General features: G+C 37.3%; 17 protein-coding genes. 7 read left to right on the top strand and 10 right to left on the bottom strand.

All coding sequences use genetic code 11. The features are described from left to right. Positions 1-28 precede the first annotated feature (28 nt). The 3 genes from pdxA to rpmF all read left to right on the top strand — a co-directional run bounded on the left by pdxA (position 29) and on the right by rpmF (position 1,880). Entirely contained in the window at positions 29-1,054 is a 1,026-nt protein-coding gene (gene pdxA / locus LB452_RS02865) for a 4-hydroxythreonine-4-phosphate dehydrogenase PdxA (RefSeq protein WP_224460215.1), read from the top strand. A gap of 70 nt (positions 1,055-1,124) precedes the next feature. Beyond that, positions 1,125-1,661: a YceD family protein gene (locus tag LB452_RS02860; RefSeq protein WP_224460214.1), complete on the top strand. Its 537-nt coding sequence runs from the start codon at positions 1,125-1,127 to the stop codon at positions 1,659-1,661. A gap of 15 nt (positions 1,662-1,676) precedes the next feature. Beyond that, on the top strand, positions 1,677-1,880 hold the full coding sequence (gene rpmF, locus LB452_RS02855) for a 50S ribosomal protein L32 (RefSeq protein ID WP_093365270.1): 204 nt from the start codon (positions 1,677-1,679) through the stop codon (positions 1,878-1,880). Positions 1,881-2,299: 419 nt separating this feature from the next. Here rpmF and LB452_RS02850 read toward each other — a convergent pair whose 3' ends face one another. The 4 genes from LB452_RS02850 to aspS form a co-directional block, all read right to left on the bottom strand. Beyond that, positions 2,300-2,491 carry a cold-shock protein gene (locus LB452_RS02850; protein WP_262901867.1) on the bottom strand — a complete coding sequence of 64 codons (192 nt, stop codon included), beginning with the start codon at positions 2,489-2,491 and terminating at the stop codon, positions 2,300-2,302. 113 nt (positions 2,492-2,604) lie between these two features. Continuing rightward, positions 2,605-2,886, bottom strand: coding sequence for a cation diffusion facilitator family transporter (locus tag LB452_RS02845; protein WP_224460213.1), 282 nt, complete (start codon positions 2,884-2,886; stop codon positions 2,605-2,607). 9 nt (positions 2,887-2,895) lie between these two features. Beyond that, positions 2,896-4,692: a chloride channel protein gene (locus tag LB452_RS02840; RefSeq protein ID WP_322965896.1), complete on the bottom strand. Its 1,797-nt coding sequence runs from the start codon at positions 4,690-4,692 to the stop codon at positions 2,896-2,898. Between the two features lie 72 nt (positions 4,693-4,764). Continuing rightward, positions 4,765-6,513, bottom strand: a complete 1,749-nt coding sequence (gene aspS / locus LB452_RS02835) for an aspartate--tRNA ligase (protein WP_224460212.1) — start codon at positions 6,511-6,513, stop codon at positions 4,765-4,767. A gap of 221 nt (positions 6,514-6,734) precedes the next feature. Between aspS and LB452_RS02830 the strand changes: the two genes are divergently transcribed. Further along, positions 6,735-7,094, top strand: coding sequence for a toxin-antitoxin system YwqK family antitoxin (locus LB452_RS02830; protein WP_224460211.1), 360 nt, complete (start codon positions 6,735-6,737; stop codon positions 7,092-7,094). Positions 7,095-7,132: 38 nt separating this feature from the next. Here LB452_RS02830 and LB452_RS02825 read toward each other — a convergent pair whose 3' ends face one another. After that, entirely contained in the window at positions 7,133-7,699 is a 567-nt protein-coding gene (locus tag LB452_RS02825; protein WP_224460210.1) for a DNA-3-methyladenine glycosylase I, read from the bottom strand. A 43-nt stretch (positions 7,700-7,742) separates the two neighbouring features. On the opposite strand from LB452_RS02825, the gene LB452_RS02820 reads away from it, so the two are divergent. Continuing rightward, complete coding sequence (locus LB452_RS02820; protein WP_224460209.1) at positions 7,743-8,360, top strand: thioredoxin family protein; 618 nt, start codon at positions 7,743-7,745, stop codon at positions 8,358-8,360. Here LB452_RS02820 and truB read toward each other — a convergent pair. The 4 genes from truB to LB452_RS02800 are packed head-to-tail and all read right to left on the bottom strand — an operon-like array spanning position 8,357 to position 10,991. Continuing rightward, on the bottom strand, positions 8,357-9,055 hold the full coding sequence (gene truB / locus LB452_RS02815) for a tRNA pseudouridine(55) synthase TruB (protein ID WP_224460208.1): 699 nt from the start codon (positions 9,053-9,055) through the stop codon (positions 8,357-8,359). The two genes, LB452_RS02820 and truB, sit on opposite strands and share 4 nt — an antisense overlap. Further along, a complete protein-coding gene (locus LB452_RS02810) occupies positions 9,048-9,845 on the bottom strand; it encodes an undecaprenyl-diphosphate phosphatase (protein WP_224460207.1) in 798 nt (265 codons plus the stop codon). The genes truB and LB452_RS02810 overlap by 8 nt, the downstream gene beginning before the upstream one ends. After that, positions 9,845-10,108: a DUF3098 domain-containing protein gene (locus LB452_RS02805; protein WP_224460206.1), complete on the bottom strand. Its 264-nt coding sequence runs from the start codon at positions 10,106-10,108 to the stop codon at positions 9,845-9,847. Before LB452_RS02805 ends, LB452_RS02810 begins: the two co-directional genes overlap by 1 nt. A gap of 4 nt (positions 10,109-10,112) precedes the next feature. Further along, positions 10,113-10,991, bottom strand: a complete 879-nt coding sequence (locus tag LB452_RS02800) for a cell division protein FtsX (RefSeq protein ID WP_224460205.1) — start codon at positions 10,989-10,991, stop codon at positions 10,113-10,115. A gap of 399 nt (positions 10,992-11,390) precedes the next feature. Here LB452_RS02800 and LB452_RS02795 point away from each other — a divergent pair, with 399 nt between their 5' ends. Then, on the top strand, positions 11,391-11,960 hold the full coding sequence (locus LB452_RS02795; protein WP_224460204.1) for a hypothetical protein: 570 nt from the start codon (positions 11,391-11,393) through the stop codon (positions 11,958-11,960). A gap of 28 nt (positions 11,961-11,988) precedes the next feature. Here LB452_RS02795 and LB452_RS02790 read toward each other — a convergent pair whose 3' ends face one another. After that, entirely contained in the window at positions 11,989-13,149 is a 1,161-nt protein-coding gene (locus LB452_RS02790; protein ID WP_224460203.1) for a serine hydrolase domain-containing protein, read from the bottom strand. Between the two features lie 338 nt (positions 13,150-13,487). Here LB452_RS02790 and LB452_RS02785 point away from each other — a divergent pair, with 338 nt between their 5' ends. Beyond that, entirely contained in the window at positions 13,488-16,481 is a 2,994-nt protein-coding gene (locus tag LB452_RS02785; RefSeq protein WP_224460202.1) for a leucine--tRNA ligase, read from the top strand. The last annotated feature ends 129 nt before the right edge of the window (positions 16,482-16,610 follow it).

Below are 16,610 nucleotides of genomic sequence, written 5' to 3'. Positions count from 1 at the left end.
TTGTTTACTGCAAAAATAGAGGAATTTTATGAAAACGAAGTCAAATACAAGAGTGGGAATAAGTATTGGGGATATGAATGGTATTGGTCCAGAAATTATTCTGAAATCTTTACAAGATAGCCGTGTACTTGAGCTCTTTACGCCTGTGATTTTTGCAAACTCTAAGATGATGTCTTTTTTCGGAAATTATTTTAAAATTAAGCTACAATTTCACGGAATATCCAAACCTGAAGATGCTATAGAAGGCAAAATTAATGTTGTGAATGTTTGGAAAGAAAACGTAAAAGTCAACTTTGGTGAAGAGGACAAAGCCATTGGTGGATATGCTATTAAATCTCTAAGGGCTGCGACCCAAGCTCTAGCCAAAAAAGATATCGATACGCTTGTTACAGCGCCTATTAATAAAAATAGCATACAGTCAGGGGATTTTAATTTTCCAGGACATACAGATTTTCTAGCTCAAGAGCTCAAAGGAGACAGCTTAATGTTTATGGTTTCAGATAATATTAAAGTAGGTTTATTAACAGACCACGTTCCTGTGAAAGATGTCTCCTCAAGGATTACAGAAGAGCTTATAGATAAAAAAGTAAATGCTATTCACGAATCTCTCAAAAAGGACTTCAATGTGCGAGAACCAAAAATTGCGGTTTTAGGAATAAATCCACACTCTGGCGATGGAGGAGTTATAGGTAAAGAAGACGATGAAGTTATAAAACCAGCGATCAAGAAATTTGTTGAAAATGGGAAGTTTGTTTTTGGACCATATGCAGCAGATAGTTTTTTTGGGTCTAAAAACAATGCAAATTTTGATGCCATTATCGCTGCCTACCACGACCAGGGCTTGATTCCTTTTAAAACTTTATCCTTTGGAAACGGAGTCAATTTTACAGCAGGTCTTAATCGCATCAGGACTTCTCCAGATCACGGAACTGCCTTTGATATTGCCGGTAAAGGCACTGCAGAATGCAGTTCTTTTACACAAGCTATTTTCATGTCGATTTCAATTTTTAAGAATCGAATGCAATACCTGGAGCTAACTAAAAATCCTTTATAAATCATTATCAAATCTTTATAAGGATTATTACTAATTTTTAATATATTTGCAAGCTCAAAACTGATGTTGTATGAGGAAGTTTAAAGCTTATGCTATACCCTTTGTAGGGTTGAAGGAGGGGCAGCACAGATTTGATTTTAAGATTGATAATGCGTTCTTTGATCTTTTTGATTTTCAGGAGTTTAATAGTTCTAACGTTGCTGTAGACTTAGAATTTACCAAAAAAGCAAATATGCTGGAGTTGGAATTCGACTTCTCAGGTCACGTTAATGTAAATTGTGATGTTACTCTTGAACCTTACGACCAAGAAATAGATAATCATTTGTCTTTAGTTGTGAAGTTTGGAGATGAATATAACGATGATAATGAGGAATTATTAATTCTCCCGCAAGGAGAGCATGAGGTGGGGGTTCAGCAGTACATCTATGAAGGTATTGTTCTAGGCTTACCAGCTAAAAGGATACATCCTGGTGTAGAAGATGGTACGATTCAATCAGACATTCTTGAAAAATTAGAAGAGTTAAAGCCAAAATCAAATCAAAAAGAAGATAAAGAAGAGGATATAGATCCTCGATGGGATAAATTAAAGGAATTACTAAACGAATAAATACATACTTGAGCAATGGCACATCCAAAGAGAAAAATATCGAAGACAAGAAGAGATAAGAGAAGAGGACACATCAAAGCTAAGATGCCTCAAATCGCTACAGATACAACCACTGGCGAAGCTCACTTATTTCACAGAGCACACTGGCACGAAGGTAAAATGTTTTACAGGGGTCAAGTTTTAATTGACAACACTGAAGACGCAGAAGTAGTAGAGTAATCTCTTTTATTTTTATATTGATACCACTCCTTTATTAATTTAAAGGAGTTTTTTTGTTTCTATTAGAAGTCATTTTCCCAGTAATCTTATCTTATAAATCTATGTGATGTTTCTTTAATCACAATAGTCATGAATAGTTACAGTTAAAAAGTATTTCGAACGGGTTCATAGTTAAGTTAATGCTTTCTCTGATGTTCAAATCATCAATCTACGCGAATTGAATACCGATGAATTACATGATTCCTGTTTTCTATTTATAACTTACTGGTTTCAAAACTGGCATCAAATAGGGGGTAAGTCAATAAACTATTGTTTTGAAATTAGTTTTTGAAAGCATTTAATTTGGGTAAGTTCTTTAAATAAAAATGCCACTCGTTTGAGTGGCATTTTAAGGCTTTGAAAAAAAAATGTTTATATGATTAGATCAAACGTACATCTGTAGCGTTCATTCCTTTTCTTCCTTCTTCTTCTGTGTACTCAACTTCGTCTCCTTCGTTTAGAGATTCTCCATTAAGTCCTGTGACGTGTACAAAAATATCTTCTCCTGTCTCGTCGTTTGTAATGAATCCATAACCTTTAGACTCATTGAAAAATTTTACTTTACCTTGCATAATAATAAATAATAATTAATAATATAATACAAAAGTAATTAAAATTAATGGTCTGTATCACATTTATCTAAAAATTTTACTTTAAATAAATCATTTTCAATAAGGTAATGCTTTCAGTCCTTATCATTATTGGATTCATTATTCTTTCTCTGGTCTTTATCAGTATCCTTTTTATTCATTCTGTCAATGTTTTCTTTGGTAAGTGTATAATCCTGAAGACGTTTGCCTTTCCATCGGTGGGCCAAAAATAGGGGCATCAATACAAAAGCGCTTGCTAATACGCATATGCCTATAATTCGCTCACCAATCAATTCTTCATCATAAATTTTAAAATACGCACCCAGGATAAAGCCAGCTGCTATCAATATAAAAACCAATTTTATTAATGCTCTCATAGTTTAATTCTAAACGGTCACTTCGATTAATTTTTGTCTGTAGGCTGTTAGTAATTTGGATTTAGATATAAAACCGACATACTTTCCATCTCTCACTACGGGTAAATTCCAGGCATCTGTGTCCTGAAACTTTTTCATGATATGATTCATTCTGCATTCTTTCAAATCTATGATATCGGGAGCTCTTTGCATTAGGGAAGTAACTGTCATTTCTTCATACAAAGATTTATCAAACATGATAGTACGTATATCATCAAGAAGTATAATTCCCTTAAAGATATTGTTTTTGTCTACCACAGGAAAAATATTCCTATTGGATTTAACCACGCCTTCGTTAACGATTTGGCCAAGATTCATGTTGTCTGTAAGTATTTCAAAATTGTTTTCTACGACTTGTTCAATATCCATAAGAGTAAGCACTGCCTGGTCTTTATTGTGAGTAACCAAATCTCCTCGTTCTGCCAATTCCAAAGTATAAACTGAGTTAGGTTGAAATTGACTGGTGATGACATATGAAATGGCTGCGGTAATCATCAATGGGATAAATAGGCTATATCCACTTGTGATTTCAGCAATAAGGAAAATGGCGGTGAGAGGCGCATGCATAACACCAGCCATCAAACCTGCCATGCCTACTAGTGTAAATTGACTTACAGATAAAGGTGCTTTAGTAATTCCTAAAGCATTAATCACTAAAGCGTAACTATGTCCTATCATACTTCCTATAAATAAAACCGGTGCGAAAATCCCACCAATACCACCAGCAGCAATGGTTACGGATGTAGCTATCATTTTAAATATGACGAGCAAAAGCAAAAAGACAATGACCATCCATGTCATGTCCCAACCTTTTAAAAATCGGTTATTGGTTATCAAGTCATGATTTCCAGCCAAAAGTTCATTCACAGTCGCATAGCCTTCACCATAAATCTGAGGAATGAAAAATAAAATGCAGCTTAGAACTATACCACCAATTAAGATGCGATTGATTTTATGATCAATAGTGTTGAATTTTTTAAAAGTATACATGTATACTTTAGTAAATATGATAGAAGCAAGAGCCGTAAAAATCCCTAAAGCCAAATAAAATGGGACATCACCAATACTAAATGCTTTTTCTAGCTGAGTGTGGAGTATAATGTCTGACCCAAAGAAAAAATACGAGGTCAAAATAGAGGATACAGAAGCTACTAATAACGGAATCATGGAAACCAAAGTCAGGTCTAAACTAAAAATCTCAATGGCAAAAATGATGGCGGCTATGGGCGCTTGAAAAATAGAGGACATGGCACCTGCCGCTGCACAGCCTATAAGCAAGGTTCTTGAAGCTTGCGTTAAGTTGAGGTATTTTGAAAAGCTGGTACTCAAAGCTGCACTCGACACTACTGTTGGTGCTTCAAGACCTGCAGAACCACCAAATCCCAAAGTGATTGGAGCAGCAATCATTGAGGCATAGTTCTGAAACTTTTGCATAAATCCTTTCCTCCTGGAAATGGAATATAGTGTTGTCGATATTCCCTGACCAATATCTTTTTTTAAAATAAATTTCGAAAACAGATACACTATAGTCAAACCTATTAACGGAAAAACAAAATAATACGCATTATGATAATTGGAGATGTAGCCACCCCCTAGTAAAGATTGAATGAGATAGGTTAAGTTTTTCAGAGTCACGGCTACGAGCCCTGATACTAATCCCACAAAAGCACTAAGCAGAATAAGAATCTGTTGTTTGGTCAGAAAATTTCTTAACCAATTCATGGTCTTATTCCCTAAAGATGTAAGATTTAACTTTTTACGACTCATATTTTAAAGTATCATGAAGAAAACTTTTATGTAAAAAAGCAAAATTTACTTCCGGTAATTCTGTAAAGATGACTAGCTTCTCAACTTCAAATCAAGTTCTTTGAGCTGCTCTTCATCAATTGGTGCTGGTGCATCAATCATAATATCTCTTCCAGAATTATTCTTTGGAAAGGCTATAAAGTCTCTTATGCTTTCTTGACCTCCAAGAATGGCAACGAGTCTGTCCAAGCCAAAGGCAATACCGCCGTGAGGAGGAGCACCAAAGGTAAAGGCTTTCATCAAGAACCCAAACTGAGCTTCTGCTTCTTCTTTTGTAAACCCAAGATAGTCAAACATCAAGGATTGTGTTTTTTGATCATGAATTCTAATGGAACCACCGCCAATTTCATTTCCATTTAAGACCAAATCATAGGCATTTGCCTTTACAGCTCCTGGGTCTGTCGCTAATAATGGAATCTGCCCAACTTTCGGAGAGGTGAACGGATGGTGCATCGCGTGATAACGTTGAGTCTCTTCATCCCATTCCAATAGAGGGAAATCTATGACCCATAAAGGTGCGAACACACCTGGGTTTCTCAATCCAAGGCGATTACCCATTTCCATTCTCAAGGCACTTAGTTGAGCTCTTGTTTTATTGGCGTCACCAGATAAAACACATATTAGATCTCCTGGCTTTGCATTGGTTTGTTCTGCCCAGGCTTCAAGGTCAGCTTCGTCATAAAACTTATCCACCGAAGATTTTAGACTTCCATCTTGATTATATTTCACGTAAACCATGCCCTTAGCACCGACTTGTGGTCGTTTAACCCAATCTATGAGTTTATCGATTTCTTTTCTGGAATAAGAGGCTGCTCCAGGAATGGCGATACCTACGACCAACTCTGCTTCGTTAAAAATTTTAAATTCTTTATGTTGAGCGACGGCATTTAATTCGCCAAACTTCATCTCAAAACGGATGTCTGGTTTGTCATTTCCGTAGGTTTGCATGGCTTCATCGTAAGTCATACGAGGGAATTCTTCAACTTCCACTCCGTTGATTTCTTTGAGCAAATGCTTAGTCAAGCCTTCGAAAGTATTTAAAATATCTTCTTGTTCTACAAAAGTCATTTCGCAGTCAATCTGAGTAAATTCTGGCTGTCTGTCTGCTCTCAAATCTTCATCTCTAAAACATTTTACGATTTGAAAATACTTATCTAATCCGCCAACCATCAAGAGTTGCTTAAATGTCTGTGGAGATTGTGGTAAAGCATAAAACTGTCCAGCATTCATTCGGCTTGGTACAACAAAATCTCTAGCACCTTCCGGAGTGGATTTGATGAGGTAAGGAGTTTCTACTTCCACAAAATCTTGCTGAGAAAGATAGTTTCTTACTGCCATCGAAACTTTACTTCTGAAGATCAGCTTATCTTTCACTGGGTTTCTCCTGATATCTAAGTAGCGATATTTCATCCTTAAGTCTTCACCACCGTCAGTTTTGTCTTCGATGGTAAAAGGAGGGGTTTCAGAGGTGTTTAAAACGGTGAGTTTCTCCACCAGAACCTCTATTTCACCTGTTGCAATCTTATCATTTTTGGATTCTCGCTCCAATACTTGTCCTTCAACTTGGATCACAAATTCTCGTCCCAATTCTCTGGCCTGTTCCATAATTTCTTTGGATGTACGTTCAGAGTCAAATACAAGTTGAGTTATGCCATAACGGTCTCTCAGATCTACCCAAATGATAAATCCTTTATCTCTTATTTTTTGTACCCAGCCAGACAAAGTCACCCTCTTATTTAAAGATGAGATATTTAACTCGCTGTTATTGTGATCTCTATACATGTCAACTGATTTATGAAACAATTTGCAAAAATAAGAAGTTAACGGTCTTATCGATGAGATGTAAAAGAAATTTTTGATTAAAGTCATATTAATAATATCACTTAATTTGTTTAAGTAAAAGTCATGATACACGGGTGTTTAGCGACTCAATGTAAATTTAATGTTAACTCAATGTATTTTAAACGTAAATTATCTGTATATTTGAATTAAATAAAAAAGATATGAAAGCATTTAGCACCCTTTTAATGGTATTTTTAATGAGTTTTTCACTTTTTGCTCAGACTGAAAATAACCTGGTGAAAACAGAGAAAGAAGGAGATTTAGAAAAAGTGACTATATATTACGAAAGTGGTGAAGTACACCAAATGGGATTTATCAAAAATGATAAACTTCACGGTGAATGGAAATCTTTTGATAGAGATGGTAATACAATTACAGAAGCTAATTATAACAAAGGAATGAAAGTTGGAAAATGGACATTCTGGAATAATGGTGAGAAAACTGAAGTAAACTATAACAACAGTAGAATTGCCGAAGTTAAAATAACCAATAACGGAAAAACTGAAGTGGTGAGTAACTAAATAGTATTCACTCCAAACTATATAAAGTGCCTAAGCAATTAGGCATTTTTTTTATGTTTAAAACAATAGGTCAGATGATCGTTTACTATACCTGTGGCTTGCATAAAAGCATAAACTGTTGTAGGTCCTAGAAATTTGAAGCCTCGTTTTCTCAAGTCTTTCGAAATCTTTTGACTTAAATCGGTTTGAGCTGGAACTTCATTTAAAGTTGAAAAATGATTCAGAATAGGTTGGTGATCCACGTAGCTCCAAATGTAATTTGAAAAGGAATCAAACTCCTTTTGAGTTGACATAAAGGCCTTTGCATTATTGATCGTTGCTTCAATTTTGCCTCTATGCCTGATGATGCCTTCATTGTTGAGTAATTCCTTGACTTTAGCATCAGAATACAGAGCGATTAGCTTATTATCAAAATCATCAAAGGCTTCTCTAAAGTGTTCTCTTTTTTTCAAAATCGTTAACCAATTTAGTCCCGCCTGGAAACTTTCCAGTACCAACATTTCAAAAAACTTTTGATCTTCGTAAACAGGCTCGCCCCATTCTTTATCGTGATATTTCACATAGATTTCAGAGTTATTGCACCAGTCGCACTTTACTTTTGTCATTGTAGTTCAAATTAATTTCGACTAAACCTTAAAAATACTGAATATGTCTCAACAACATAAAATTGAAATCATAAGAAAGCATTTAGATAAAACGCTTTCTTATTCAGAATATAAAGACCTTGTGGAAAATCTCTTGAAAGAAGGAAAATCAACAGGGTATACACAAAATGAAGCTTATTTGAATTACTCCAAGCTCGGTTTTAACCGAATGAAACGCTGGGAGAAAACTTCAGAATTGACAGGGGACCAAATTCAAAAGGTAAAAGAAGTTAGTCAAAAACAGACCTGGCTGGTGATTACCGAAGGATGGTGTGGAGACGCAGCTCCGGTGATTCCCATTATGAAAAAGATAGCTGATATCAATCCGCTTATCGATTTCAAATTGATCTTAAGAGACGAAAATGAGGAGTTGATGAATGAATTTTTGACCAATGGCGGGAAGTCCATTCCTAAAATGGTTTCTTTCAATCTCGATGAAAACCGAATTTTATTTACCTGGGGTCCACGGCCAAAAGAAGCTGCAGATTTGGTTGCTAAAGAAAAAGCAGAATTTGGAAAATTGAGAGATGAATTCAAAATCACCCTTCAGAAATGGTACAACCAGGACAAAGGCAAAAATATTGCGGAGGATTTGGTCAACTGCCTGGTCCAATCAAATTAATCATTCAACATCTTCTCAAAGTCTTCAATAGAAAGGGCATCTTCAACAGTGTAATCCCCAATTTGAGTGCGTCGAAGTTCAGACAAATAAGCACCAGAATCTAAAGCTTTACCAAAGTCAAAAGCTAAACTTCGAATGTAAGTGCCTTTGCTACATTGGACTTCAAAGTTGAGTTTTGGTAAATTGTTTTCTGTGATTTTAAAATGATCAATGTGCACTTGCCGTTTCGGGATTTCTACTTCTTCCCCTTTTCTGGCAAATTCATAAAGTCGCTTGCCTTCTTTTTTTAAGGCTGAAAATACAGGAGGCTTCTGCATAATGTCTCCTTGAAAAGCTTTCAAAGCTTCTTCAATCAGATCTTCAGTGATATGAGTAGTCTCGTAGATTTTGTCGATTTCAGTCTCCAGATCATACGAAGGCGTGGTAGCGCCAAGGGTTAATTCTCCCGTATATACCTTGGTTTGTCCCATCAATGATTCAATGGTTTTAGTGGCCATCCCTGTGCATAAAATGACAAGTCCGGTTGCCAAAGGATCCAGAGTGCCGGCGTGACCAACTTTTATTTTCTTCAATCCAAATTTTTGCTTGATGAGCCATCTCACTTTGTTCACGACCTGAAACGAAGTCCAGTGCAGAGGCTTGTCAAACAATAAAACCTGACCGTCTTTGATATTTTCGAGAGTCAATTTATCCATTTATTTGAGTAAAAATGATAGATCCGACCCCAACAATAAAACAGTAAATCGCAAAATATTTTAGTTTACTTCGCTTGACAATCGAGATCATCCACGTACAAGCAAATAATCCTGAAACAAATGCAGCGATAAAGCCTACAATATAGATGAGCAGATTGGCATTGTCAGTTGAGATCTCACCGCTAGCAATGTCTTTAGCTATTTTTCCAAAGATTAAAGGCACGACCATTAAGAAGGAAAAGCGAGCCGCTTTGGATTTGTCATTTCCTAAAATAACAGAAGTTGCAATGGTAGCTCCACTTCTGGAAATACCTGGTAAGATGGCAATAGCCTGGGCAACACCAATCACAAAAGAATTAGTATAAGAAACAGGTTTTTGAGTAGCTTTAGATTTGTCTGTTAGCCAAAGTAAAAGTGCGGTGACAATAAGCATAAAGCCAACCAAAATCAAGTTTTCACCAAATAGGATTTCCATTTCAGATTCAAAAAAGTAGCCTACCAAAGCAGCAGGAATCATCGAAATGACGATTTTAAGTGAAAATTTGGTTTCCTCATTCCACTTAAAGGAAAATAAGCCTTTCAAAATTTCAGCAATGTCTTTTCTGAAAATTACAATCGTGCTCAAAGCCGTTGCAAAATGAAGAATGACGGTCAGTAACAAAGACTCTTTAGGTAAACTGTCATCTCCGAGAATAGCCTTTCCCAATTCTAGGTGGCCGCTGGACGAAACAGGTAAAAATTCAGTCAAGCCCTGGATAATTCCAAGGATACTCGCATCCCATACATCCATTACTTAGCAGACTTAGGCTTGAGTAAAATGGCATAAATCTCGATCGCAAAACCAATCAACACCACAGTAGGGGCAAGCCTAATACGTCTCCAGCTAAATATTTCTGGGTTAAACACATCCGGATCGTCGCTGCCGCCTCCGGCCATAAAGATAAATCCAAAGGCAATTACAGCCAGACCAATGATCATGAACTTGTAATTATCTCTTTCAAAAATAAATTTTTCGTTGGCTTTGGCCTCTTTCTTTCGTTTACTTTCTCCCATATGATTAGTAGTACAATTCGTCGGTTTTTAAATTCAAAAAGCGCTGTGTGGCAAAAAACGTACTTAGCCAGGAAATCAAAATTCCCAGAACAAGCACACCAGCAAAAATAGCAGCCAGTAAGATTTCATCACTGATGAGGTTAAGCTCAGGAAAACTTTGGTCCAAGTAATATAAGACCACGCCCATCCCAATCAAAGAAATGGTCGATCCAATAATTCCCAATTTCACGCTTTTTAATATGAATGGTTTACGGATAAAACGCTTGGTTGCCCCAACCATTTGCATGGTTTTGATGGTAAACCGTTTTGCGTAAACCGAAAGTCGTATTGAGCTGTTGATAAGTAGCACAGCGATGAACGTTAGCAATCCACTCACCGCAAGGATCCAAAAGCTCAATCGCTTAATGTTGTCGTTAAGTAAGGCAATCAGGGGTTTGTCGTAAATGATTTCATCTACAAATTCCTTTTCGCTTAAGTCTCTGGAAATCTCAGCAATTTTAGTTTCAGAAACATAATCGGCATTAAAATACACATCTACAGAATTTTGCAAAGGATTATATCCCAAAAACTCCATAAAATCCTCACCTATTTCCTTGCTATACGCTTTTGCCGCCTCTTCTTTGGATACAAAATCTATGCTTTTGGTGTATTCTGCCAGCGCCAAAGACTTCTGTAACTGATCAATTTCCACCTCTTTCGCGGTGTCCTTGAGGTAGATCGATAAGGCGATTTGTTCTTTAAAATGGTCGGCCACTTTCTTGGTATTTAGCACCAACAAGGCAAGCAAACCCACCAAAAACAGCACCAAAGCAATGCTGATGACCACCGAGAAATAGGAGGTAATCAATCGTCGTTTTTGGTATTTTTCAAAAGAAGAAGCCACTCAATAAATTTTGGTAAAAATATAAAACTATAGCATTATAACGACTGTGCACCAAATTAATTTTATGGGCGCTATTCTCCGCTATCCGCTACAACTCCGCAGGCCTTGTTTGCAGGTCTAAATCATGCAGCGGCTTTTCCTCTGGTCAAGCGCTTCAAGATCGACCTGGAGCGCTCTGCCTTTGCGGGGTTTTCACTTCTATCGGGAGCGCAGGGCTTGTCGAAAAGTCAGGTTACGTTTTTAAAAAATTGAGCATTATCAACGATTTCGAATAAATTACGTATTTCTTTTTGGTATTTAATATTCAATTTCCCTAAAAACTAAATTTTTAGATAGAAAATATCTTAATATCAAATTCTCTTTACTATATATTAGCAGTAACTAATCAAAATCAAATTTATGAAATCGATAATCACTCTTGTTTTAGTAGTTTTTACTGTCTTCTTTTCTTTTGCACAGAAAAAAGAAATGTCTGAAATTGCAGATTCCATTTCAAAAGATAACTACGAAAAAGTACACGAACTCAGGTTGGGGGCAATTAAGCTTCTTGCTAGTGGGTTTTTGGACGTAAGTTATGAATATGTCAACTCGCAAACCTCGGGTTATGGGGTTTCTCTTATGGTAAACTTCGACGATGATATCGACTACGAAAAATTTGGCCTTATTCCTTATTACCGCTTTTATTTCGGGAAAAACCCCGAATTTAAAGGCCGTGGTTTTTTTGTAGAAGCTTTTTCTTATTTCCACATTGGAGAAGACGACAGTTTTAATTATAATCAGCAGGGCAACTTCGTCAGAAATGACGATACTTTTTTCGAAATAGCTCCGGGTTTTGCTGTTGGATCTAAGTGGGTAAATTCAACCGGATTCGTGTTTCAACTCAAATTGGGTGTAGGAAGAAATTTACTTGGAGAAAGCCCAAATGAATTTTTAGCTACGGGTGATATCTACATTGGCTATAGATTCTAAATTTCAATTTTGAAATTGAATTTTTCCACTACCCTTTCTCCTGATTCATCATTTTATAGGCTTCGTCGATATATAACGAAATGTCTTCTGTATAAACCCCAATACCAGCATCAGGAGATTTTTGATGTCCTAACCGAACTATAATTATGTTGTCATCGGGTTGAACGATGACGTATTGACCAAGATGACCACGCATCATAAAAAAGTCTTTCTCGTCTTGGTTTTTCAACCACCATCCATAACCGTATTCCGGACTAGAAGGAAAACGAGGAGTTATGGATTTTGCAACAAAAGCAGAATCCAGAAGTTGTTGTCCATTCCATTTTCCGTGGTCTTTATACAACTTACCAAGACGCGCAAAATCTTTAGCATTACTAGCTATACAGCAATACGCTTTCACAAGATCTTCTTCTTCACTATCCACTTGCCATAAAGCTGAATTTTGAGATCCCAAAGGTTTCCAAAAACTTTCAGCAAGATAATCGTACATTTTTTTACCTGTAGCTTTTTCAAGTACCATGGCCAGCATTTGGGTGTCACCACTGGCGTATTTGAAAGCTTGCCCCGGAGTGTTCACTACCTCTAATCCGTTGATAACTTTACGTAAATCATCATCAAAGTAGGCACGTGTGGTGATGGACAAAGGCGAATAATAAGCTTCGTCCCAATTGGTGCCCGAAGCCATACTCAATAGATCACCAACCGTCATTTTTGCAGCTTTACCCTCACAAAATTCAGGTAAGAAATCGCAAACAGGCTGATCTAAACTTTTGATGTGACCTTCCATTATAGCTTTTCCTAATAAGCCAGATACATAACTTTTTGCCATGGAAAACGAATTAGATTTTGAGTTGGCGTCGTATCCATCATAATAGTTTTCAAAGTAAATGCTATCGTTTTTAATGATGACATAAGCTACAGTTCCCCAATCCTGATTGGCTTTTTGAAGTGTTTCGGTTTCGGTTACCGAGTTATACTCTTTATGTTTTGGCCAGGCTTGAGCTGTTCCCGTTTCAATCACCTGATTATCAAAACGCTTATAATCCTCCAGAAAGGCTGTTGTATGCCCTTGCAAGTAGATGGTGCGAACCGCTTTAATCAGGTAATCTGTGTCTGTGATATAAAGGACAGCAACGAGTAAAACTAAAAACACAACAACGACTTTAAAGAAATTGAGGATAAATTTCATTTCACATAGATTTGATGCTAAAAATATAAATTAATATCAAATACCGCTACATCTACCTTGAATTCTAATCAAAATGAAATTGTATTTCACCACATTAAAACACTGAATACTCAATATCCAATATCGAATCATGAATTATAACGGTCAACGTTATTTAGGGAAGTACATTTGACCCAAGACCTAAGACTCACGTCTCATAAACTCAACAACTCAAAGACTAATTCAATTTCACCAATCACTAGTCACTAGTCACAACATCACCAATTTTAATTCCTTTCCCGGCTAGGAGTTAATGTCATATATATTAGTTTTGCGACTTGTAAATAAGCAGATTAGTTATGGCGTACGATTTTAAAGCAATAGAGCAGAAGTGGCAAAAATATTGGGCAGAGCATCAGACCTTTAGAGCTAAGCAACCACAAGATTTTGAAGGAGAGCCGAAGCCACCATTTTATGTACTAGACATGTTTCCTTATCCTTCCGGTGCTGGACTACACGTTGGGCATCCACTTGGCTATATTGCCAGCGATATTTACGCCAGATTCAAGCGTCATAAAGGCTTCAATGTCTTGCATCCGCAAGGCTATGATTCCTTCGGCTTGCCAGCCGAGCAATATGCAATCCAAACCGGTCAACATCCGGCTAAAACCACCGAAACCAACATCAAACGCTACCGTGAGCAACTCGACAAAATCGGATTTTCTTTCGATTGGAGCCGTGAAGTGCGCACCAGTGACCCCAAGTATTACAAATGGACGCAATGGATTTTTATTCAATTGTTTGAAAGCTGGTATGATGCTGAAGTACAGAAATCCAAAGCTATTTCAGAATTGATTAGCCTTTTTGAAACAGAAGGCAATTCAAAAGTCAACGCGGTTTGCGATCAAAACACCCCTGAATTTTCTGCCAGCGAATGGTCAAGCTTTTCTGAAGATCAAAAAGAAAAAATTATACTCAACTACCGACTCACTTACCTCGCTGAAACCGAAGTCAATTGGTGTCCGGCGCTTGGAACAGTTCTAGCGAATGACGAGATTGTTAATGGTGTTTCAGAACGTGGAGGTCACCCTGTGTCCCGAAAAAAAATGAAGCAATGGAGCATGCGTATTTCTGCCTTTGCTGAACGTTTGCTTTCAGGACTCGATAATTTAGATTGGAGCGAAAGCCTCAAAGAAACTCAGAAAAACTGGATCGGAAAATCGGTAGGAGCTCAATTAAAATTCAAAATTCAAAATTCAAAATTTTTAATTGAAGCGTTTACCACAAGACCCGACACCATTTACGGTGTTTCCTTTGTAACCCTCGCACCAGAGCATGATCTGGTTTCTAAGATTACAACCTCAGAACAAAAAGAAGAAGTTGAAGCTTATATCAAAGCTTCAGCAAAGCGCAGCGAGCGCGAACGAATGGCTGATGTGAAAAGCATATCCGGGGTTTTTACAGGAGCTTATGCTGAGCATCCATTGACTAAAGAGCCACTACCAATTTGGATTGGGGACTATGTGTTGGCAGGCTACGGTACAGGAGCTGTGATGGCCGTGCCATGTGGAGATCAACGGGATCATGATTTTGCGAAGCACTTCAACATTCCAATTCCTAATGTCTTTGAAGACGTTGATATTTCTGAAGAAGCTTACGCCGATAAAACCAATGCGACTAAAATCGCTAACTCCGATTTTTTAAACGGATTAGGTGTTTTGGAAGCTATTCCTAAAGCAATCGAAGCTTTGCAGAAACTTGGACAAGGCGAGAAAAAAGTCAATTACCGATTAAGAGATGCTGTGTTTTCCAGACAACGTTACTGGGGAGAACCCTTTCCTGTGTATTATGTGAACGGACTTCCTAAAATGATTGATGAACAACATCTGCCCTTAGAATTACCTGAAGTGGAAAAATACCTGCCAACTGAAGATGGTGCGCCACCTTTAGGTAGAGCTAGGGATTGGGCCTGGGATACAGAATCTAACAAGGTGGTGTCCAATGAAAAGATAGATCACAACACTATTTTTCCTTTAGAATTAAATACTATGCCAGGCTGGGCAGGAAGCTCTTGGTATTTGTTCCGTTATATGGAAGAGCAAAACAACCGTGACCAACTTATTGCTTCAAATGAAGCTTTGAAGTACTGGAACAATGTGGATCTATACATAGGAGGAAGTGAACATGCCACAGGTCACTTGCTTTATTCTCGCTTCTGGACCAAATTTCTCAACGACAGAGGGGTTTTACCGGTGGATGAACCTTTTAAAAAGCTGATTAACCAGGGGATGATTCTGGGAGAAAGTGCTTTTGTCTATAGATGGAACTTAAATACTGGAGAAGATAATCCTAAAACAGTTTTTGTTTCAAAATCAATCATTGATAACAGTATTAAAGCTGGAATAAATCTAATCGATTATAATGAAACAGTAGCAGATCAAGTTTACAAAATATTGGACGGGGATCAATTGATTTCATCTAAAACTCAGATTTCACATTTTTCACCTCTGCATGTTGATGTTTCTGTAGTTAATACTTCCAATCAATTAGACATTGAAGGTCTAAAAAACATAAAACCTGAATTTAAAGAGGCTCACTTTATTACTGAAGAAGAGGGGGAATTTATTGTAGGTCGTGAAGTTGAAAAAATGTCTAAATCCAAATTCAACGTGGTCAATCCAGACGATGTCTGTGAAGAATATGGGGCGGATAGTTTACGGCTTTACGAAATGTTTTTAGGTCCGCTGGAGCAGGCCAAGCCCTGGAATACCGCTGGACTTTCGGGTGTGCATAACTTCTTGAAAAAGCTTTGGAAACTTTATTCCCAAGCCTCCCCCAGCCCCTCCCAAGGAGGGGAGTCTGACTTTCAGATTTCAGATGAGCCCGCTTCAACGGAATCGTTGAAAACGCTGCATAAAACCATCAAAAAAGTGACTCAGGATATTGAAGACTTTAGTTTCAATACTTCGGTGTCTACCTTTATGATTTGTGTGAACGAATTGACTCAGCAGAAGTGTAACTCGAGAGAAATTCTTGAGCCACTTGCCGTTTTAATTTCCCCTTATGCGCCACATATTGCCGAAGAACTATGGGAAGGTTTAGGCCATTCAGGAAGTATTTCAGAAGTTCTTTATCCTAAATTTGAGGAAAAATACCTAAAGGAAGATTCCAAAACCTATCCGATTTCCTTCAACGGAAAGATGCGGTTTACTATGGATTTATCTCTGGATTTGAGCAAAGACGAGATCGAATATATCGTTATGAAAGATGAACGCACCCAAAAACAACTGGACGGAAGAACCCCTAAAAAGGTGATTATTGTGCCAGGAAAGATTGTAAACATTGTGGGATAGTTAACCTGGTTTATAAAAAATTATCATGCTGAACTTGTTTCAGCATCTAATTAATCAATCACTTGACTTAGAACCTGAACCGAGTTCAGGTTGACAAAGCAGGATCAATAAGATCGAATACAGATACCC

The sequence above is a fragment of the Psychroflexus longus genome (genome assembly GCF_020164595.1).
GTDB classification, from domain to species: Bacteria; Bacteroidota; Bacteroidia; order Flavobacteriales; family Flavobacteriaceae; genus Psychroflexus; species Psychroflexus longus.
The sequence above is the reverse complement of the archived record's forward strand: the minus strand, read 5'-3'. Positions and strand labels throughout refer to the sequence as shown.